The sequence below is a fragment of the Amycolatopsis sp. NPDC051045 genome, assembly GCF_040682955.1.
GTDB lineage: Bacteria > Actinomycetota > Actinomycetes > Mycobacteriales > Pseudonocardiaceae > Amycolatopsis.
Genome location: NZ_JBFBCC010000018.1, coordinates 121,525 through 140,504 on the forward strand (window position 1 = coordinate 121,525; position 18,980 = coordinate 140,504).

General features: G+C 73.3%; 19 protein-coding genes and 1 pseudogene. 8 read left to right on the forward strand and 12 right to left on the reverse strand.

The annotated features are described in order from the left end of the window. The first annotated feature begins 30 nt into the window (after nt 1-30). The 3 genes from AB0M80_RS33930 to AB0M80_RS33940 all read left to right on the forward strand — a co-directional run bounded on the left by AB0M80_RS33930 (nt 31) and on the right by AB0M80_RS33940 (nt 2,589). Nucleotides 31-1,662, forward strand: coding sequence for a serine/threonine-protein kinase (locus tag AB0M80_RS33930; RefSeq protein WP_364573111.1), 1,632 nt, complete (start codon nt 31-33; stop codon nt 1,660-1,662). Nucleotides 1,663-1,898: 236 nt separating this feature from the next. Next, nucleotides 1,899-2,252 carry a hypothetical protein gene (locus tag AB0M80_RS33935; RefSeq protein ID WP_364573113.1) on the forward strand — a complete coding sequence of 118 codons (354 nt, stop codon included), beginning with the start codon at nt 1,899-1,901 and terminating at the stop codon, nt 2,250-2,252. 31 nt (nt 2,253-2,283) lie between these two features. Continuing rightward, complete coding sequence (locus AB0M80_RS33940) at nt 2,284-2,589, forward strand: antibiotic biosynthesis monooxygenase (RefSeq protein WP_364573115.1); 306 nt, start codon at nt 2,284-2,286, stop codon at nt 2,587-2,589. 46 nt (nt 2,590-2,635) lie between these two features. Here the strand turns inward: AB0M80_RS33940 and AB0M80_RS33945 are convergent, their stop codons facing one another. From AB0M80_RS33945 to AB0M80_RS33970, 6 genes and pseudogenes are all read right to left on the reverse strand, one after another. Next, on the reverse strand, nt 2,636-3,142 hold the full coding sequence (locus tag AB0M80_RS33945; RefSeq protein ID WP_364573117.1) for a GNAT family N-acetyltransferase: 507 nt from the start codon (nt 3,140-3,142) through the stop codon (nt 2,636-2,638). A 135-nt stretch (nt 3,143-3,277) separates the two neighbouring features. Further along, nucleotides 3,278-3,472: a ferredoxin gene (locus AB0M80_RS33950; RefSeq protein ID WP_364573119.1), complete on the reverse strand. Its 195-nt coding sequence runs from the start codon at nt 3,470-3,472 to the stop codon at nt 3,278-3,280. Next, a complete protein-coding gene (locus tag AB0M80_RS33955) occupies nt 3,469-4,599 on the reverse strand; it encodes an NADH-ubiquinone oxidoreductase-F iron-sulfur binding region domain-containing protein (protein ID WP_364573121.1) in 1,131 nt (376 codons plus the stop codon). Before AB0M80_RS33955 ends, AB0M80_RS33950 begins: the two co-directional genes overlap by 4 nt. Continuing rightward, entirely contained in the window at nt 4,596-5,153 is a 558-nt protein-coding gene (locus tag AB0M80_RS33960) for a ferric reductase-like transmembrane domain-containing protein (protein ID WP_364573123.1), read from the reverse strand. Before AB0M80_RS33960 ends, AB0M80_RS33955 begins: the two co-directional genes overlap by 4 nt. After that, nucleotides 5,150-6,222, reverse strand: a pseudogene (locus tag AB0M80_RS33965) (FAD:protein FMN transferase). The gene AB0M80_RS33960 and the pseudogene AB0M80_RS33965 overlap by 4 nt, the downstream one beginning before the upstream one ends. Further along, on the reverse strand, nt 6,219-6,479 hold the full coding sequence (locus tag AB0M80_RS33970; RefSeq protein WP_364573125.1) for a hypothetical protein: 261 nt from the start codon (nt 6,477-6,479) through the stop codon (nt 6,219-6,221). Before AB0M80_RS33970 ends, AB0M80_RS33965 begins: the two are co-directional and overlap by 4 nt. A 218-nt stretch (nt 6,480-6,697) precedes the next feature. Between AB0M80_RS33970 and AB0M80_RS33975 the strand changes: the two genes are divergently transcribed. Genes AB0M80_RS33975 through AB0M80_RS33985 form a run of 3 tightly spaced genes read left to right on the forward strand, consistent with a single transcriptional unit; the run spans nt 6,698 to nt 9,799 of the window. Continuing rightward, on the forward strand, nt 6,698-7,573 hold the full coding sequence (locus AB0M80_RS33975; protein WP_364573127.1) for an alkaline phosphatase family protein: 876 nt from the start codon (nt 6,698-6,700) through the stop codon (nt 7,571-7,573). 10 nt (nt 7,574-7,583) lie between these two features. After that, nucleotides 7,584-8,822: an MFS transporter gene (locus AB0M80_RS33980; RefSeq protein WP_364573149.1), complete on the forward strand. Its 1,239-nt coding sequence runs from the start codon at nt 7,584-7,586 to the stop codon at nt 8,820-8,822. Continuing rightward, the gene (locus AB0M80_RS33985; protein ID WP_364573129.1) at nt 8,819-9,799 is read left to right on the forward strand and encodes a hypothetical protein; all 981 of its coding nucleotides are present in this window, start codon (nt 8,819-8,821) and stop codon (nt 9,797-9,799) included. Before AB0M80_RS33980 ends, AB0M80_RS33985 begins: the two co-directional genes overlap by 4 nt. 27 nt (nt 9,800-9,826) lie before the next feature. Here the strand turns inward: AB0M80_RS33985 and AB0M80_RS33990 are convergent, their stop codons facing one another. Next, entirely contained in the window at nt 9,827-10,228 is a 402-nt protein-coding gene (locus AB0M80_RS33990) for a hypothetical protein (RefSeq protein WP_364573131.1), read from the reverse strand. Nucleotides 10,229-10,538: 310 nt separating this feature from the next. On the opposite strand from AB0M80_RS33990, the gene AB0M80_RS33995 reads away from it, so the two are divergent. After that, entirely contained in the window at nt 10,539-11,495 is a 957-nt protein-coding gene (locus AB0M80_RS33995; RefSeq protein WP_364573133.1) for a glycoside hydrolase family 6 protein, read from the forward strand. Nucleotides 11,496-11,562: 67 nt separating this feature from the next. Here AB0M80_RS33995 and AB0M80_RS34000 read toward each other — a convergent pair whose 3' ends face one another. Beyond that, entirely contained in the window at nt 11,563-12,891 is a 1,329-nt protein-coding gene (locus AB0M80_RS34000) for a tannase/feruloyl esterase family alpha/beta hydrolase (RefSeq protein WP_364573151.1), read from the reverse strand. Nucleotides 12,892-13,082: 191 nt separating this feature from the next. Here AB0M80_RS34000 and AB0M80_RS34005 point away from each other — a divergent pair, with 191 nt between their 5' ends. Further along, on the forward strand, nt 13,083-14,276 hold the full coding sequence (locus AB0M80_RS34005) for a PHB depolymerase family esterase (protein WP_364573135.1): 1,194 nt from the start codon (nt 13,083-13,085) through the stop codon (nt 14,274-14,276). On the opposite strand, the gene AB0M80_RS34010 is transcribed toward AB0M80_RS34005, so the two are convergent. From AB0M80_RS34010 to AB0M80_RS34025, 4 genes are all read right to left on the reverse strand, one after another. Continuing rightward, complete coding sequence (locus tag AB0M80_RS34010) at nt 14,273-16,483, reverse strand: TOMM precursor leader peptide-binding protein (RefSeq protein ID WP_364573137.1); 2,211 nt, start codon at nt 16,481-16,483, stop codon at nt 14,273-14,275. The two genes, AB0M80_RS34005 and AB0M80_RS34010, sit on opposite strands and share 4 nt — an antisense overlap. Then, nucleotides 16,480-16,782, reverse strand: coding sequence for a hypothetical protein (locus tag AB0M80_RS34015; RefSeq protein WP_364573139.1), 303 nt, complete (start codon nt 16,780-16,782; stop codon nt 16,480-16,482). The genes AB0M80_RS34010 and AB0M80_RS34015 overlap by 4 nt, the downstream gene beginning before the upstream one ends. Before the next feature lie 39 nt (nt 16,783-16,821). Then, a complete protein-coding gene (locus tag AB0M80_RS34020) occupies nt 16,822-17,013 on the reverse strand; it encodes a hypothetical protein (protein ID WP_364573141.1) in 192 nt (63 codons plus the stop codon). Nucleotides 17,014-17,146: 133 nt separating this feature from the next. Then, on the reverse strand, nt 17,147-18,835 hold the full coding sequence (locus tag AB0M80_RS34025) for a GAF domain-containing protein (RefSeq protein WP_364573143.1): 1,689 nt from the start codon (nt 18,833-18,835) through the stop codon (nt 17,147-17,149). Nucleotides 18,836-18,980 lie beyond the last annotated feature (145 nt).

The window sequence follows — 18,980 nt, forward strand, 5'->3', positions numbered from 1 at the left end:
ATCGGCGGGGCGCCGGACGATACTTTGTTCGTGATCTTCCGACGTTTGCCGGTCACCGGGCCGGGGTATCTGCCGCCCGTGGCCGACAAAGCCGGGAGAACGGGGCAGCCGCCGACGAGTGACGAGGCGGATGTCACGCGTAGCCGTTACGCGCTCGGTGAATTTTCCATCACCCCGCGCCAGGCCCTCGACGACGAGCGGCCGCCCGGGCTGCTGGGCGGCCGGTACGAGGTCGGCAGGCTGATCGGCAGCGGCGGCACAGCCCGCGTCTACCGCGCCTACGACGTGCGGCTGACCCGCGAGGTCGCGGTCAAGATCTACGACCGGGACGCGGTGGCGCTCGACCAGCGCCGCCGGCTGCGCGAAATGACGATCCAGGGCAGCATCAGCCACCCCGGCGTGGTGGCGCTGCTCGACAGCGGCACCGAGCACGGCCGGACGTACCTGGTGATGCAGCTGGTCGAGGGCGAGACCGTGGCCGAGCGGCTGCTGGGCGGCCCGATGCCGGCGGCGGACGTGACGGCGCTGGCCGACGGGCTGGCCGGGGCACTGGCCCACGTCCACGCGCGGCGGATCGTGCACCGCGATCTGAAGCCGGCCAACGTGTTCCTGTCCGCGGACGGTCCCCTGATCGGCGACTTCGGCATCGCCCACGCCCTCGACGCCACCCACATCACCGGCACCGGCCTGATCCCCGGCACGGCGGCGTACCTGGCGCCGGAGCAGGTGTCCGGCGAGCCGGCGGGCCCGCCCGCGGACGTGTACGCCCTCGGCCTGATCCTGCTGGAATGCCTGACGGGACAACGGGAGTACCCGGGCACGATGGTCGAGGCGGCGATGGCCCGGCTGACCAGGCCGCCCCGCATCCCGGACGACGCGCCCGCCGCGCTGGGGTACACGCTCCGCCGGATGACGCAGCGCAAGCCCGCCGACCGGCCGACGGCCGCGAAGGTGCTGGACATGCTCCACGCCCCGCCGCCGACGTTGCCGTGGAGCAGAACCGAGCGCAGCCCGCGGTGGCGGCGCCGCCCGGCAGCGGCCGCCGGGGCGTCGAGCGCGGGCCCGGTGCACCACGACGCGACCTCGACCGCCGACCCGGCACACCACGACCCGACCTCGGCCTCCAGCCTGGGGCACCGCGATGGGCCCCCAGCCGGCGAAACCCCCGCCGACCAGGCACACCACGACCCGACCTCGGCCCCGGGCAGCCGACTCGCCGGCATGCCGTCCGCCGACGCCCCGACCCACCTCCACCACGTCGCCCCCGCGACCGCACCTCCCGCCGGCCGCCCGAAACGCCGTCGGCTGGCCGCGGCCGCCGGGTTGACCGCCGCCGCGGTGGCTGCCGTGGGGGCGATGCTGCTGGTCGAACAGGAACCCGGGACCAGCTCACCCGGCCAGCCGCCCGCCGCGAACTCCCCGGCCGCTTCTTCCCCACCTTCGTCGTCCACCGCGCTCGCCGAATCCGGGACCTCGGCGCCGCGCGCCGGACGCGGGGGCCCGGACGCACAGCCGAGCACCAGCGGACCGGTTTCGCTCGAACCCGCCGCCGTCACCCACGAAACTCCGGCCGCCACCGGTCCGGCACCGAAGCAGGACAAGCCCGAGAAGACCGACAACCCCGGCAAGGGCAAAGGCAAGGGCCTCGGCCACGACTCCTGAGGCGGCGGCACGGGACCTCCGGCGAACGGATCCGGGTCCAACGACCCTGGTGCGGAAAACCGTCCGAAACAGCCGGTAATGCAATTCCGTGAATGGGGACTCGAACCAATAACGACAGGTAACCGCAGCCCCCTTCCGCCCGACACCCTCCACGTGCCGTCCGCGCGTTGTCGCGCGCCGGCGCCACCGCCGGAAATCCCCTTCCGGCCGGTTCGACGAGATTTCCGGAGGTCTGGATGAGTGTCCACGCTGCCGTCGCGCGGCCGGTTCTCCACACGCTGCGCGGCCGGCACGCCAAGCCCCGTCCCGCGTGGCCGCGGGTCGCCGCCCGGGCAGTCTCCCTGATCTTCGCGCTGGTCTGCGCCGGCGCCGTCGTCGGCTTCGGGTGGCCGCCCGCGCTGCTCGTCGCGCCGGCCGCCGCGTTCGTGCTGCTCGGCGCCGGCGTCGCGCAATTGCGGACCGCGGCCCGGAAGATCGACACCATCTTCGCCGAAGAACTGTCCGAACCGGCCCGGCAGGACACGATTCCCGACGCGACGCGAACTGATCGCCGCCCGGTGTCGGATTGCCTGTGCGCCGTTCGTCGGTGAGGTGAACAGGGCCTCGGAAAGGACCAACTTCATGACCGTGATCATCGCCGGACCGGTGTACGTCGACCCCGCCGACCGCGATCGCCTGGTGGACGGGTTCCGCGTCGTCGTCGAACGGGCGCGGGCGCACCCCGGCTGCCTGGACGTGTCGATTTCACCCGACTCCGTCGACCCGCGCCGGGTGAACATCCTCGAACACTGGGAATCGGAGGAGGTCCTGGACGCCTGGCGGGCGGTGGCCCCGCACCCGGATGCGGAGGGACCGATCGACGCCGACGGCGTCCGCAAGCACGTCGTCGCCTGGACCGGCCGGCCGTTCGATCAGTCCGGGGCGTAGCAGTCCTCGAGCACCGCCTTGGCGGCGAGCAGCTGAGCGGGCCACTTCACCGCAGGTCCAGCCACATGATGCGGAGCCCGACGTCACCCTCGGTGGGGTGGCGGAACGCGCCGGGTGCCGTTCCGAGCGTCACGAACCCCAGGCTCTCGTAGAGCCGGATCGCGGCGAGGTTCACCTCGACGACGGCGTTGAACTGGATCGCCGCGAACCCGCTCCGCCGGGCCCAGCCGATCAGGTCGGTGGTGAGGGCTCGCCCCACACCGGCGCCGCGGGCCTCCTTCGCGACCATCAGGCTGCCGGAGGCGACGTGGCTGCCGGGCCCGGGCCGGTTGGCGTACATGTTCGCGGTTCCCGTCACCCGGTCCCCGTCGACGGCGACGACCACCCGCGCCGGCGGGTCCAGCAACCACATCCGCCGCGCGTCCCGCTCGGCCATCGCCGGGTCGTAGGCGAACGTCTGCTGTTCGGTGACGACGTCGTGGATGATCGGCCGGATCCCGGGCCAGTCGTCGTCGCGGGCTTCCCGGATCATCCGTTCCCCACCACCGTCCATGGTGCCGGAGGGTAACGGCTCACCCGCGGCCGCACGACCGGATTACCGCGCCGGCTCGCCGGCAGCTGTCCCGTGCGGCGTGCCGATCACCCCGAGCACCGGGCCGTCGGCGAACGTGGATGCTCCAAACGCCGCTCATTCCTTCCGCAGCCGCAACGCCAGCGCGGGACACGCCGCGGCCGCGCGGCGGGCTTCGGCCACCAGGTCCGCCGGCACCGGGCCTGCTGCCACCACCGGATATCCCCACTCGTCGAGCCGCACCAGTTCCGGCAGCAGGTCCGCGCACAACCCGTGCGCCCGGCAGCCGATCGGGTCCACGGTCACCTTCATGCGACACCGGCCGGGATCCGGCACCGGCCACCGGCCTGGTGGGCCCGGACGTCGGCGCCGAAGACCTCCAGTGCGCTCGCCGCGAGGCGGGCCGCGCCGTCGGGGTGGGCGCACGCGCCGCGGCCGGTGAGCAGCGGGAGGCGGCGGGCCAGCCGGTCCGTCGCCGGGCCGCCGCGGACCAGTTCCGCGAAGTCCGCCGCGATCGCCGGCAGGCCGAACCGGCACGGTCCGCACTGCCGGGCCGACTCGGCCGCCAGGAACGCCAGCACCTTCGCGGTGTACTCGAGCCCGCAGGCACGCACCGGCAGCGCGTAGACGGCCGGAATCCCCGTCAGGCCACCCTCGGGATCCGCCGTCCAGGTCCCGCCGAAACCGCCGGCGAGCACCGCCTGCACCGGCTCCGCTTCGCCGCCCGCCGCAGCCAGCAGCGCGGCCAGCGACGCCCCCGCGGTCACCTCGACGACCCCGGGGCGCCGGACCGCACCGGTCACCGTGACGAGCTCGGTGCGGGACGCGCGATAGTGCTGCGGGCCGAGGAGGACCACCGAAGCCAGCTGAGCCATCGTGTCCACATTGGACACCAATGTCGGCCGCCCGCGCACCCCGCGTTCGGCGGGCCGGGGCCGCTTGCCGAGGGGCCGCGCGTCCCCGGACGTCAGGTAGCGCACGAGCGCGGTCTCCTCGCTGGCGACGTACCGGCGCGGGACCTCCGCGAGCCGCACCGGCACCTGGTCGTCGCGCTCGGCGAGGGCCGCGGCGACGCTCGGCAGCGCCGGGCTGCCCGCGTGCACGCAGAGGACGGTTTCGACGGCGCCGGTCGCGTGCGCGGCGAGCTGCAGGCCGTCGAGGACGAGGTGCGGCGACAGCGTGAGCAGCGCGACGTCTTTCCGGCTGAGCGGATCGCCTTCACATCCGTTCGCGACGACGATGGACCGCCTCGACCGGGCCGCGCGCAGCTTCACCGCGGTCGGGAAGCCCGCGCCGCCGCGGCCGCGCAGGTCCGCCGCCGCGACGGCTTCGATCAGCCGGTCGCGGCCGTCGTCGCCGTGGTAGGCCACCCACGGCACGACGCCGTTGCGGCGCCGGTGGCCGGCCAGGTCCAGCCGGTGCGGGGGCAGGATGCTCATCGGGTACCTCCCAGGGGAGCGAACGGGCGGGGGTCGGCGCGCGTGGCGCGGTAGCCGGCGGCGCCGAGCACGGCCAGCACGCACAGCGCGTCGAGAGCGACGATCCAGCCGTACGCGGCGTCGTCTTCGGCCATGCCGAACCCGTGGGCCAGCGCGACCGGCCAGCACAGGTAAGCCAGCCAGTGCACCGCGCGCCACGCCCGCGCCGGGAGGCGGGTGCGCACCAGGCTGGTGACGACGATCGCGAGCAGCAGGTCGATCGCGACGGCGCCGAGGCCGACCCACAGCGGCTGGTAGCCCGCGCCGAACGGGACGAAGGCGTCGAGCCAGCCCAGCGGGACGTAGCCGTCGAGGATCGCCGACGCGATGTGCGCCGCGAGGAACGCGACACTGGTCAGCGCGAGGTTCCGGTGCACCGCGGCGACGGCGAACCGCGGCCATTCGCGCGTGGCGAACCGGCCGGCGCCGAGCGCGCCGAGCACGACGACGCCGGTGAACAGCACCAGCGACACGAGCCCGGTCGCGCGGCTGAAGTACCACACCGCGGAGCTCATGCCGCTTTCCGTTCCCCGGGCCAGCCGGGCGTCGTGACGACGTCGCCGCCGACGCCGACGAGCCGGGCGGGCAGCCGTCTCCGCTCGAGCCAGCCGGGTGCGTCCGCCCCGAGGAGGATCGCCGCGGTGCTCGCGGTGTTGGCGTCCACAGTGGATTTGGCGGCGACGGTGACGGTGCGCCAGCGCGCCTCGGGCACGTCGCCGGTGCGCGGATCGACGATGTGGTGCACGGTCCGGCCGCCGCGGCGCCAGCGCCGCCGGGTGGTCCCGGAGGTGGCGAGCGCGCCGTCCCGGTGGAGGGCGACGGTGGCCGCCGGCCGGACGACGGCTACGGCGTGGTCATCGCCGAGCGCGACCTGCCAGCCCCCGGACGGCGCGGGACCGGCGGCGCGCAGATCGCCCCCGAGGTTCACCAGCGCCCCGCAGCCGACGACGGCGTGGATCCGGCGGGCCGCCCGATCGGCGGCGAGCGCCTTCGCGGTCGCGCCGAGGTCGAGGTGCACACCCCGCGGGAGGACGACGAGCCGAGCCGCCGGACGGGGTCGAAGAGGACTCGGTGCCAGCCGGGCACGGGCACGGGCACGGGTGCAGCGGACTCGGCGGAGGAGGACGGCGCCGGGTGCCGGTCAGAGTCGAAGTCCGGCTCGCAACGCAGAGCCCCGCCCACCCGCTCAGCCGGCGGGCCACCTCCGGCGTACCGGTCAGCGGCAGAACCGGGCTCGCCGCTGAAAGCGCTCACCATGTCCCGATCAGCGGCCACCGAGGCGAAATCGCGGTCATACCCCAGCGTCCGCACCGCCTCCCCCACCGTCGGGTCGACCAAGCCGTCCGTCAGGCGGGCCGCGCGGAACGCCACCGCCAATGCCTCCGCCAGCAACGGGCTCACCCGGACCTGCCGTCCCGCCGCCTCGTGCAGCCGGGAGATCTCCGAGTCCGCGCGGAACCGGCTGCACGCCGCGTCGATCGCGGCCAGTTCCTCCTGCAGCAGGGCGACCGCCTGCCCCAGCCGCGCCGGGTCGGTCACCACGATCTCCGCGGTGGTGCCCAGCGCCGGAAATGCCGTCGTCATGACGCACCCGAGCCGGTGTGCGCGTGGCCGGAACCGGCGCTCAAACCGCTGTCCGGCGCCTGGAGCTGGTCGGTCGAATCGGTCGAATCGGTGGACGTGGAGTCGCTCTGCGTGGTGTCCGCCGAAGCCGACGAGAGGCCGAAGCCGATTGCGCCGACCGCGGCCGCACCCAGCACCGCGGCGGCCGCCGTGGCCAGTGCGGCCTTGCGGCGCCCGTGCTCGCGGCGAGCGGCCCCTCCTGGGGTGATGGGTTCCATGGGACCGAGTGTCGGCGCCGTTCCTTTGAACGAGCTGGGAGCGACCTGTCAGATCCCCTACCCACCAAAGGAGGTTGACACCGGAAAGTCGTTCACCCACTCTTTTTGTTGTCCGCCGGAGGTTTCCTGGTGTTCACGAACCGGACCACAGCACCTCACGAACCGGTCCCCTGCCGCGGTCACCATGAGGCGCCCACCCCCTCAGTGCTGGAGGACCCATGATCCGCAAGCGGATCTTCGCCGCGCTCGCCGCGGCCACCCTGGTCACCGCCGGTGCGGTCACCGCCGCCGTCGTCACCGGAACGGACGAACCCACAGCGATCCGGCCCACCGCGGCCACGGTGCCGGCGTTCGACCACATCGTCCTGGTGATGTTCGAGAACAAGAAGTACTCCTCGATCAACGGCAGTTCCAGCGCGCCCTACTTCAACTCCCTCGCCTCGCAGAGCGCGAAGTTCACGAACTCCTTCGCGATCACGCACCCGAGCCAGCCGAACTACGTCGCCCTCTTCTCCGGCGCCACGCAGGGCGTCACCGACGACGGCTGCCCGGCCAACCTCGGCGCAAAAGCCAACCTCGGGCGGCAGCTGATCGACGCGGGCAAGACCTTCACCGGTTACTCCGAGGCCATGCCTTCGGACGGCTACACCGGCTGTTCCAGCGGCACCTACCGGCGCAAGCACAACAGCTGGGTGGACTTCTCGAACGTCCCGGCCGCGAGCAACCTCCGGAACTCCGGCTTCCCCACCGACTTCACCCGGCTGCCCACCGTCGCCTTCGTGACGCCGGACATGTGCAACGACATGCACGACTGCTCGGTCGGCACCGGTGACACCTGGCTGAAGAACCACCTCGACGCCTACGCCCAGTGGGCCAAGACGCACAACAGCCTGCTGATCGTCACCTTCGACGAGGACAGCGGCACGTCGGTCAACCAGATCTTCACGACGTTCACCGGCGCGCACGTCAAGGTCGGCAGCTACAGCGAGTCGATCAACCACTACACCGTGCTGCGCACGATCGAGGCGTCCTACGGCCTGCCGGGCATCGGCAACGCCGCGAGCAAGTCGCCGATCCTCGACGTGTGGCAATAGCCGCGTGTACCTGTCCACCAGCAGGGTCGTTCCGGAGCACGCCGGGAAGGGCAAGCTCTCGGCGGTCGGCGCGAACGTCTTCGCCCTGGGCGCCGTCAGCCTGGTCACCGACGTCTCCTCGGAGATGGTCACCGCGGTCCTGCCGGTGTACCTGGTGCTCGGGCTGCACCTGAGTCCCGCCGCGTACGGGCTGGTCGACGGCCTCTACACCGGCGCGACGGCGTTGCTGCGGATCGTCGGCGGGTACGTCGCCGACCGGGTCCGGCGGCGCAAGGTCGTGGCCGGCGCCGGCTACGCGCTGTCCGCGGTGGCGAAGCTCGGCCTGCTCGTGGCCGGGGCGTCGGCGACCGCGATCGGCGCGGTGATCACGCTCGACCGCACCGGCAAGGGCCTGCGGACGGCGCCGCGGGACGCGCTGATCACGCCGTCGGCGCCCGAGCCGCTGCTCGGGCGGGCGTTCGGCGTGCACCGGGCGATGGACAGCATGGGCGCGTTCGCCGGACCGCTGGTCGCGCTCGCCGTGCTGGCCTCGGTGGGCGCCACGAACCCCGAGGCGTTCGACGCCGTGTTCGTCGTCAGCTTCTGCGTCGCCGCGATCGGCGTGCTGCTGCTGGTGCTGTTCGTCCGCGACCGCCGGACCCCGCGGCCCGCGAACCCGGTTTCGCCCCGCGCGGCGGCGGCCTTGCTGCGCGGCAGCGGGGTGCGGCGGCTGCTGGTGGCGGCCTGCGTGCTCGGGCTGGCCACGGTCGGCGACGGGTTCGTCTACCTGCTGCTGCAGCACAAGGAGGACATCGCCACCGGCTGGTTCCCGCTGCTCGCGGTCGGCACGAACCTCAGCTACCTGCTGCTCGCCGCGCCGCTGGGCGTACTCGCGGACCGGGTCGGGCGGCTGCCGGTGGTGCTCGGCGGCTACGGCGCGCTGGCGCTGGTGTACCTGCTGCTGGCCGGGCCGGTGTCGGGCTGGCCGCTGTTCGTGCTCGCGCTCGCGTTGTACGGCGCGTTCTACGCGGCGACCGACGGCGTCCTGATGGCGCTCGCCGGCCCGCTGCTGCCGGAGTCGTTGCGCACCACGGGGATTTCCCTCGTCCAGACGGCACAGGCGCTCGCGTACTTCGCCTCGTCCGTCCTCTTCGGACTCGCGTGGCAGTTCTGGGGCGCGCAGCTCGCGATCGCCGTCGCGGCGGGCGGAGCCGTGGTCGCGATCGGCGTGACGTTCGCGGTGCTTTCCCCGCGGAAGGTGACGGCGTGAGAACCCGGATCCTCATCGCGGTCGCCGGCGTGCTCGTGCTGGCCGGGGCGGCGGTCGCCTACGTCGGGTTCGCGAGCGCGCGGAACCACGACGTCACCGCGACCGGCGTGGTGCGCCTCTCCCCCGGCCTGCGGTTGCTCTTCCGCAGCACCGCCGACGCCGACCGTGGGCACGTCGCCACGGTGGCCGTGGCGGACCCCGGCGGCCCGCGCACGGTGTCGCCGTTGTCGTGCACCCGGCTGTACGCCGCCGGCGGCACCGGGCTCTGCCTGCGCCCCGACGGCGACCTCACCACCTACCAGCTCGTGGTGCTCGACGCCGAGCTGGGCTCGCGGCGGGAGATCCCGCTGGTCGGGCTGCCGAACCGGGCGCGGGTATCGGCGAGCGGGCGGATGCTCGCGTGGACGGTGTTCGTCACCGGCGACTCGTACAACGGCGGCATGTTCTCCACCCGCGCCGGCATCCTCGACACCGCGACCGGCGACCTGGCGGGCACGCTGGAGGACTACGCGGTGACGCTCGACGGCCGGCCGTACCAGGCCGCCGACCTCAACTTCTGGGGCGTCACGTTCACCCGCGACGACCGCCACTTCTACGCGACGATGTCGACGGCCGGCCGCCGCTACCTGGTCGCGGGCGACTTCGCCGCCCACACGGTGCGCACGCTGCGGGAGAACGTCGAGTGCCCGTCCCTGTCCCCGGACGGGACGCGGGTGGCGTTCAAGTCCGCCGTGGACGGCGACCCGGCCCACGGCTGGCGGCTGTCGGTGCTCGACCTGGCGGCTTCGAAGGTGACGCCGCTGGCGGAGACCCGCAGCGTCGACGACCAGCCCGCCTGGCTCGACGACCACACGATCGGCTACGGCCTCCCGCGCGGCCCGGGCCACGCGGACGTCTGGTCGGTCCCGGCCGATGGCTCGGGCACCCCCCGGCTGCTGATCCCGGAGGCCGAGTCCCCCGCGGCTCTGGGACCGTGACCGCCGCGGCTCGTCGCGCACCGGCGGTCAGTCCAGTTTGCGCAAGCCCTCCAGGATGCGCTGCATCAGGTCCGTGTCCGGGGCCGCGAACGCGAACTGCGGGGCCCGCATCCCGGCCGTCGCCGGGCGCGATGGGGGCAGCGTGCCGGCCACGCGCCACGGCAGCCGGTCCGGGGCGGGCTCGCGGCGGGTCTGCGCGGGAATCGGCAGGGTCGGCAGGGCCACCGTGCCGGCGTTGGCGAGCTGCCGCGCCGCGTGCTCCTGCCGGAGGCGCGACCGGATGCCGGCCACGGTGAAGTCCGGTTCCGGCTCCGGCACGGCCGCGGACCGGCGCGGACGCCGTTCCAGGGTGATCGCCCAAGCCGCGGCGGCGAAGGCCGGCAACAGCAGCCCGGCGACGATCGTGAGGCCCAGCAGGTTGGCGGCCATCAGCGGGCCCCGGGCACAGGTAGCAGCAGCATGACGTTCACTTCCGGACAGACGGTTCTTCCGCAGCATGGCCGACACCTGGCTATTCGACTTCGACGAATTTCGCGAACCCCGAAGCCCATCATGAATGACGGGCGACACTCCCGCAAGCGGCCGAACGGGGTCGACCGTTCGGACGCTACATCGCAGGTCAGCGCGGGTTTCGCGGCGGGTAGACCGCGCCCCTCACCCGGTAATACGGACGCTGGTTCGATCCGGTTCACCCGCATTTTTGTACGATTCGTGTACGTCGTCGCGGCATACTCGGGAAATGCGCATTCCGACCTGGCTCGTGGCCGCCGCGTTGGCGCTCACCGGGCTCGCCCCCGTGTCCCCGGCCTTCGCCGCGGACGGCAATCCGCTCGACAAGACGAACGGCTTCTACGTCGATCCGGACTCGAACGCGGCAGCTTGGGTCCGCGACCACCCGGGCGACAGCCTCGCGGCCCCGATCCGGACGTCGATCGCGACCAAGCCCGGCGCCCGCTGGTTCGGCAACTGGAGCGGCGACGTCCGCGCGGCGGTCGACAAGTTCACCTACGCCGCCGACGTCGCCGACAAGCTGCCCGTCCTGGTCGCCTACAACATCCCGGGCCGCGACTGCGGCGGCGAGTCGACCGGCGGTGCCGGCAGCCCGCAGGCCTACCGCGACTGGATCTCCGCGTTCGCCGACGGCATCGGCGGCAAACCGGCGATCGTCGTCATCGAGCCGGACGCGCTCGCCCAGCTCGACTGCCTGCCCGGCGACGCGCGCCAGACGCGGATCGACCTGCTGAAGTACGCCGCGACGCAGTTCGCCCAGAAGGCCCCGAACACCTGGGCGTACCTGGACGGCGGCAACGCCACGTGGATCCCGGCCGCGACGATGGCCGCGCGGCTGAAGTCGGTGGGCGTGCAGTCCGTCCACGGGTTCGTGCTGAACGTGTCCAACTTCTACACGACGGCCGAGTCCACGACGTACGGCAAGGCGGTCGACGCGGCGTTGGGCTACGCGGCCCCGTTCGTGGTGGACAGCAGCCGCAACGGCAACGGCCACGGCACGGACTCCGAGTGGTGCAACCCGCCGAAGCGCAAGCTGGGCGCGGCGTCCCAGCTCGGCGGCGGCCCGGAGATGCAGCTGTGGATCAAGGTGCCCGGCGACTCCGACGGCAGCTGCGGCTACGGCTCGGGCATCCCGGCGGGCACGTTCAGCCCGGTACTGGCCAACCACCTCATCAAGGGCGACTGACCCCAGGCCGTGAATGCCACCTTCAGAGACTTTACGTCCGTGAAGGTGGCATTCACGGCTTTGCCGGTCAGCCGAGCGAGCAGGTGCGCGCCAGCTCCGCCGGGGTCGCCCCGGCGGGGCGGGCGATCGTCGCCGAGGCCGGCGGACGCACCCCGCGCAGCCACCCCGCCAGTGCGTCGAACGCCGTCCGGAAGCACGGGCCCAGCGGGCGCAGCCGGTCCGGGTACTGGTCGACGAGCCCGTCGACGTGGTTGCCCCCCTCGATCCGGTAGTACCGGTGCAAAGCCCCGCGCCCCGCGGACGTGATCATCCGGTCGTAGACGTCGGAGTCGCGCGTGATCGGCAGCAGCGTGTCGAGCGTGCCGTGGAGCGTCAGCAGCGGCTTGCCGATCCGCCCGGTCAAGGAGATCCGCTCCACCGCCCGCGCGACCGGAGCAGGCCGGGCGGAATATTCGTAGTCGGCGTCACAAGACGGCGTTCCCGAAGCACAGAACGGGGTTCCGCCCGGCAGCGAGCCGTCGAACGAGGGGTCGACCTCCTCGCGGTAGATCCGCTGGGTCAGGTCCCAGTAGACCCGGTAGTGGTAGTCCCACAGGAACTCCGACCCCGGCGCGAACCCGGCGTCCAAAATGGACTGGTGCGCCGCCGGGGATCCCGCCGCGTACGCCGGGTATGCGCGCAGGGCCGGCGGCAGGAAGGTGAGCAGGTTCGGCCCGTCGGCCCGCCACAGCGTCCCCTCCCAGTCGACACCCCCGTCGTAGAGCCACGGCCGGTTCTCCAGCTGCCACCGCACGAGGTACCCGCCGTTGGACAGCCCGGCGGCCAGCGTCTTCGTGACCGGACGGCCGTAGTGCCGAGCCGCAGCGGCGCGGGCGGCGAGCGTCAGCTGCGTGACGCGCGAGTTCCACTCCGCGAGCGCGTCCCCCGGCCGGACGCCGTCGGTGAAGAACGCCGCGCCGGTGTTGCCCTTGTCGGTCGCGGCGAACGCGTAGCCCTCCGCCAGCGCCTGGTCGCCGATCGCGCGGTCGTTCGCGTACTGGCGCCGCACGCCGGGCGAGCCGGAGACGACGAGGCCACCGTTCCACCGGTCCGGCAGGCGCAGCACGAACTGCGCGTCGTGGTTCCAGCCGTGGTTGGTGTTCGCCGTCGACGTGTCCGGGAAGTACCCGTCCACCTGGACGCCGGGCACCCCGCGGAAAGCGGGCAGCCCCGCCGACGTCAGCCCCGCCCAATCGGCTTCGACGGTGTGCCCGGACACGACGGTGCCGGTCGTCGTCAGGTCGTCGAGGCACCCGGACACGGACTTCTCGGCGCCGGGCACGTCCACCCGGCAGCGCCCGGCCGAAGCCGACGCCGAAGCGGGCAGCGCTGCCGCGAGCGCTCCCGCCAGAACCAAAGCCAGCCAACCCCGCACGGTTCACCTCCGCCTGTTCCGATGGACCGAACCCAAGCGTGTGCGGCGCCCGGGAGCCACCCCGCCGGTCACCATGAATCGCGTCGGCGATGTGGTGGACGGCCACATGGTCTGAACTCCGGAGCCGTTTTAGCGTCGCTGGGGCCCCTCTCAACGACGAGAAGGAACTCACCATGCGCAAACTCGCCTTCGCGGGACTCGCCGCGATCACCGCCGCCGTGCTCACCACCGTCGGGGTGGCCGCCGCCGACCCGCCGCCGTCGTCCCTCGTCCAGGTACCGTCCTTCGGCGCCAATCCCGGCGCACTGGCGATGTACACCTACACCCCGGCCGGGCTCGAGGCCGGCCGTCCGGTGGTCGTCGCGCTGCACGGCTGCACGCAGAGCGCCGCGGACTACTACGCCCATTCGGGCTGGCCCGCGCTGGCCGACCGCTGGCGGTTCGAGGTCGTGTTCCCGCAGCAGTCGACCGCGAACAACTCGATGAAGTGCTTCAACTGGTTCTCCACCGCCGACGACACCCGCGGCAACGGCGAGGCCGCGTCCGTCAAGTCCATGGTGGACAAGGCCGTCGCCGACCACGGCTCGGATCGGTCACGCGTGTTCGTCACCGGCTTGTCGGCCGGCGGCGGGATGACCGCGGACCTGCTCGCCGCGTACCCGGACGTCTTCGCCGCGGGCGGGATCAACGCCGGGCTGCCCGCCCAGTGCGCCACCAGCGTCGTCGAAGCGACGAACTGCCAGCAGAACGACCAGCACCTGACGCCGGCGCAGTGGGCGTCGAAGGTCAAGGCGCAGTACCCGGGCTACGGCGGGCCGTGGCCGCGCGTCGCGATCTGGCTGGGCACCGCCGACTACACCGTCTACCCGGTCAACGGCACCGAACTGCGCGACCAGTGGACGGCGGTGCACGGCGTCTCCCAGACGCCGACGAGCACGCAATCCCTGCCCGGCGGCACGACGCTGACGAACTACGCGGACAAGGTCCAGCTGTACTCGATCGCGGGCATGGGCCACGGCACCGCCGTCGACCCCGGCACCAGCACCACGCAGTGCGGCAGCACCGGCGCGTACTTCCTCGCCGGGATCTGCTCCAGCTACCACACCGGCGTGTTCTTCGGGCTGGACAAGGGCTCCGGGACCACGACGACGGCCGTGCCGCCGACGACCACCACCACCGTTCAGCCGGGAACGTGCGTGAGCGCCGGCAACTACGCCCACACCCAGGCGGGCCGCGCGCACCAGAGCGGCGGGCAGACCTACGCGAACGGTTCGAACCAGGCCATGGGGTTGTGGAACACCTTCACGATCCACGCCCTGCGGGAGACGTCACCGGGTTACTGGGTGCTCGCCGACGGGCAGTGCTAGAGGAAGATCCGCATCGGGTTGAGGTCTTCGTAGGCGGTCGGCTCGGCCAGGCGGCCGAGCCGCACCGGCACGTCGTAGAGGCGCCCGGGCGCGAACCGCGCCCAGAACCCCCGCAGGCCGGGCACGATCACCTTGACCACGGGCAGGCCGATATCGGGCCGCGTCTGGTCGAGCAGGAACACTTCGAGCCCGGCGGCTTCGAGCCTGGCCTGCACCAGCTTGAGGTCCGTCAGGAGGTCGGGCGAGGAGGCGTCCGTGAGGCGGGCCGGGCCGAGGGCGGGATCCGGGAGGAGGTACGGCTCGGTGGCCACGGTCGCGTCCCGCAGCCACCGGACGGCGTCCGGGTCGTCGCCGCCGTCCCAGCCGTCGAGGACCGCGGGCATCATCTGGTTCAGCTCGGTCAGCGCGCGCCGCAGGGCGACGGCCGGGTCGAGGTGCGCGCCGAACCCCAGCATGATCGCCTCGCGGGGGCCGCCGGTCTGCCGGGACAGGGCGACCAGCACCGGCACCCCGAGGTCGGAGGTCACGTCGAGGACCCAGACCTCGCGGCCCAGGCCCGCGTACACCTCGCGCAGCTCGGCGATCCAAGGGTCGCCGAACGCGTCCAGGTCGACCGCCGGGTGCCGCGTGCGGTTGTACCACCACAGCGCGACGGCGTCGCGTTCCACGAGTTCGAGCATCCCCTGGAGCGCCGCGTCCTCCAGGGTGCCGCCCGCGGCGTTGCCGTTGGAGTCGGCGAGCAGGGACGGCGGCCCGGACACGCCGAAGTACAGCAGGGAGGTCGGGAACAGCCGGTGCTCGCCGCGGGTGAGCGACCACACCGGCGTCCAGTCGCACACCGCGTCCTCGTCGAACGGTTCGCAGACGAACTGGAACGGCCCGTGGCTCGCGTTGCTGCGGGCCCGGTCGGCGAACTGGCGGTCGTGGAACAGCTGGCACGTGTCCGGGTGCACCGCCTTGTCGCCCAGCTCGCGAAAGCCGGCGCGCACCCGTTCTTCGTCGCCGTCGTAGTGGCCACTGTGCCGTTCGAGGGCCTCGCACAGCGCGCCCACCTCGGCCTGGATCGGGGTGACGCCCTTGCCGCCGTTCTGGCCGCGCAGCGCCGTGCGCAGCCGGTCGGCGCCGCGCCGGCCCAGCGCGATGTTCGGTCCCGACCGGAACGAGTTGAACAGAGCCGGGCCGCGCGTGTCGCGGCGCAGTTCCTTGACGACCCCGGTCAGCGGGCTGACCAGGTGCCGGTAGGTGTCGAGCACCTCCTCCGGCGGCAACGCGCGGTGCCCGCCGCCGTCGGTGTGGGCCTTGGGACGGGACTCGAACACGACCGGCCGGCGCGTCCGTTCGCGCACCAGGTCCGGGTGGCCGCAGGACGGGCACTGCGGACGGGCCCGCACCTCGTGCCGCTCGCCGGTCAGGTCGCGGCTGTCGAACGTCCACAGGGCCCGCTGCCCCGGGTACCGCTGTCCGGCCAGCCACTTGACGGCTTCGAGGGCGACCAGGTTGAGCGCGACGGCGGTCAGCGGGGTGAGCGTCACTTCCGGGCGCGGCAACGGACCGGGCAGGCCGAGCGCGGCGCGGACGTGGGCCTCGGCGGGCCGGTTGCCCCACAGCCGCGCGGCCAGGCAGTGCCGGCACGGGCCGTCGCCGGGGGTGAAGAACGGGCCGATCCACACCTGCGCCCCGAGGGTCTTGGCCGGCAGCCACGGCCGCCCGGCAGCGCGGTGCTCGGCGTCCACTTCGGACAGGTGCGGGTCGAGGTAGTCGTGGCACAGCACGACAGACAGGTCGGCTTCGTCTTCGACCACGGTGAGCCCGGCTGAGCGCAGGGCCTCCGCCGCCGCGGGATTCCCGCCGATCAGTGCGACCCGGCCCCGCTCGACGGCGGCCATCGCGGCTTCGCTGTCGGCGCCCACGGCGTCCCAATAGGCCGCCTCAGGCGCGGGAGCCGCGGTCCGCAGGCCGATCAGCCCGGCTTCGGCGAAGCGGGTCAACACGCTCGAAGCCTCTTCGGCGGGGACATCGGCGGGCAGCTCTCGCCGCAGCGCCGCGAGGTCCCTGGTGCCGTCGAGCAACGGGACCAGGGACTCCACGTGCGGGCCGCTCAGGGCCGTCGTGCCCTCTTCGGACAGCACGTACGCCGCGTCGCCGGGCACCACGGCAGTACTGAGGTGCCGCTTGAACCCGACGACCGGCAGGGACGGTTCGGTCACCCGGCGATCGCGGCCACCGGCTCGGGAAGCTCGACCCGGCAGTAGCAGGTCCTGTCCCCCTCGACCGCCTCGGCCAAGCGGGTGACGCAGGCTTTCGCGTGCGCCCATTCATCCGCGTTGCAGTAGCAGGTGGCGGACGTGGGAACGGACACCGGCCGGCCGTCGAACTGATCGACTTTCAGCTCCGGCATCGCAGCCGTCCCCGTTCCGAAAGCCGCCTCGAGTGCAGTGGTGAATGTGCGCACGAATTCCCCCTCGATGTCGCTGCTTGTCAACTTCCATTGTGCTGACAGCGTCACCGGTGCATCAGGGCCGGACGGGGGACTTCCGGGGGTCGGTCACCCGGCGATCGCGGTCGCCAGGCAGGGGCTGACCGAGGGGCGAACCGGGTCCGCCAGCCAGGTGTAACAAATCGGCACCGGGCCGGCCCCGGTGCCCGGCCGGCCGTCGAGCTGGTCGATCGCCAGCCCGGGTACCGCGACCGGGCCGACCTCGAACGCCGCCGCGAGTGCGCTTTCGAATTTCTTCATGAGACCCCCGTCGATTGTGGTTTCCGTGGCTCCAACCATGCCCGGCCGCGCCGTGGTCCGCTAGGGCCAGGCGGCGGGCGCCCGGACTGCCGAGCAGCTCAACGGGTACTGGTCCGCGGCATTCTCGAAGAAATCACCGAGGCGCACCGAGGCGGTGCAGCCGCAGCGCCAGCTGGATCTCCAAGGACCGGTCCGGCGCCTGCCAGTCCTCCCCCAGCAGGGACGCCACCCGTTCCAGCCGCTGCACCACCGTGTTCACGTGGACGTGCAGCACGTCCTTCGTGCGCGCCAGCTGCGACCCGTTCGCGAAGTAGGCCCGCAGCGTCGCGACCAGCTCGGTGCCGCGGCGCTCGTCGTAGTCGAGGACCGGACCCAGCGTCTGCCGCACGAACGCGTCCAGGTCCGCGCGGTCCCCGAGGAGCTGACCGAGGAACCCCAGCCCCGTCATGGCCGCACCTTCGCCCGTCCGGCCGAGCGCCAGCAGCGCGCGGACACAACGCGCCGCCTCCGCGTGGGCGTCCGCGATCGCCGACGGCCCGCTCGCCGGGCCCGCCGCGCCCACGGTGACCGGGCGGCCGGTCACCGAGCCGAGGTCGGCCGCCGCCCGGCGGGCCAGCTCGTCCGGGTCGCCCGCGGCGAGCAGCACCACCTCCTCCGCGTGCACCCCGACCAGCGTCGCGTGCCGCGCGGCCGCGCTCGCCAGCCGTCGCCGCGAGCCGCCGTCCGCGTGCGCCACCAGGACCGCGTGCGGGGCCGACAGGTCGATCCCGAGCCGGCGGCCGCGGGCCAGCAGCGCCCGGGGATTGCGGCCGGGGGCGGTGAGCAGGTCGGTCAGCAGCTCGCCGCGGACCTCGTCTTCGGCGCGCACCACCGACCGCCGCAACATCAGCAGCAGTGCCGTCACGACGCCGGCGCGTTCGAACAACCGCCGGTCGGGGTCGCTCAGCCCGGCGCGGCCGGCCAGCACCAGGCTGCCGAGCAGCTCGGGACCCGCCTGCACCGCGCACACCCAGTTGTCCTTTGTGGATACTGCACGCCCGCTGCTGCGGGCCGCGGCGAGCGCGTCCGGGTCGAGCGGGACCGGGGCGGCCGAACTCGCCAGGAGTGTGCCGTCGGCGTCGTACACCGTGAGGTTTCCGTGCAGCACGTCGGCGACCGCGTCGGCCACGTCGGGCAGGTCGCCCCCGCGCAGCACGAGGTCGGTCAGCCGGTCGTGCGCGTCCTCGGCGCGTTCCATCGTCGCGTTGGCCTCGTTGAGCTCGGCGACCGCGCGGCGGGTCTGGTCGAGCAGGTTCGCGCTGTCCAGGGCGATCGCCGCGTGGTCGGCGAGCGACGACAGCAGCGCCACCTCGTCCGCGGAGAACTCCCGCGCGGCGCGGTCGGAGGCGAAGAGCACGCCGAGCACCTTCGGGCCGATGGCCAGGGGTACGCCGAGGATCGCGGTCAGGCCCTCGTCCTGGACCCCGGAGTCGATGTGCCGGGTGTGGTTGAACCGGTCGTCGTTGAAGTAGTCCGACGTCGCATAAGGCCGCGCGGTCTGCGCGACCAGCCCGCCGAGGCCCTCGCCCATGCCGAGCACGATCTGCTGGAACTCCGCCGACACCGAGCCGTCGCTGACCCGGATGTAGGTCTTGCCCTCGGCCTCGTTGTTCAGGCTGAGGTAGGAGACGTCGACGCCGAGCAGCGCCCGTGCCCGCCGGACGATCGAGCGCAGCACGGTGTCCGGATCGGACAGCGCGGCCAGCTCGCTCGCGGTGGCGAACAGCGCGGTGAGCTGGGCCTCGCGCCGCCGGTGCTCGGCCAGGGTCTCGCGGATCCGCAACGCGAGCTCCCCCGCGCTGGCCAGCGCGGCCAGGTCGGCCGGGCCGAGGGCGCCCCCCGGCCCGGGCGGCCCCCCGCCCGGGGGCCGCCGCGGGGGGGGTGAGTAGAGCGGGGGGGGGGGGGGGCGGGGGGTGGGTGGGTGGTGG

Excerpts from the sequence above, each read along its gene's own strand:
- AB0M80_RS34020 (WP_364573141.1), bottom strand. The coding sequence starts at position 17,013 with ATGAAGAAATTCGAAAGCGCACTCGCGGCGGCGTTCGAGGTCGGCCCG.
- AB0M80_RS33945 (WP_364573117.1), bottom strand. The coding sequence starts at position 3,142 with ATGGACGGTGGTGGGGAACGGATGATCCGGGAAGCCCGCGACGACGAC.
- AB0M80_RS33975 (WP_364573127.1), top strand. The coding sequence starts at position 6,698 with ATGATCCGCAAGCGGATCTTCGCCGCGCTCGCCGCGGCCACCCTGGTC.
- AB0M80_RS33935 (WP_364573113.1), top strand. The coding sequence starts at position 1,899 with ATGAGTGTCCACGCTGCCGTCGCGCGGCCGGTTCTCCACACGCTGCGC.
- AB0M80_RS33960 (WP_364573123.1), bottom strand. The coding sequence starts at position 5,153 with ATGAGCTCCGCGGTGTGGTACTTCAGCCGCGCGACCGGGCTCGTGTCG.
- AB0M80_RS33950 (WP_364573119.1), bottom strand. The coding sequence starts at position 3,472 with ATGAAGGTGACCGTGGACCCGATCGGCTGCCGGGCGCACGGGTTGTGC.
- AB0M80_RS33970 (WP_364573125.1), bottom strand. The coding sequence starts at position 6,479 with ATGGAACCCATCACCCCAGGAGGGGCCGCTCGCCGCGAGCACGGGCGC.
- AB0M80_RS33955 (WP_364573121.1), bottom strand. The coding sequence starts at position 4,599 with ATGAGCATCCTGCCCCCGCACCGGCTGGACCTGGCCGGCCACCGGCGC.
- AB0M80_RS33995 (WP_364573133.1), top strand. The coding sequence starts at position 10,539 with ATGCGCATTCCGACCTGGCTCGTGGCCGCCGCGTTGGCGCTCACCGGG.
- AB0M80_RS33940 (WP_364573115.1), top strand. The coding sequence starts at position 2,284 with ATGACCGTGATCATCGCCGGACCGGTGTACGTCGACCCCGCCGACCGC.
- AB0M80_RS34005 (WP_364573135.1), top strand. The coding sequence starts at position 13,083 with ATGCGCAAACTCGCCTTCGCGGGACTCGCCGCGATCACCGCCGCCGTG.
- AB0M80_RS33990 (WP_364573131.1), bottom strand. The coding sequence starts at position 10,228 with ATGGCCGCCAACCTGCTGGGCCTCACGATCGTCGCCGGGCTGCTGTTG.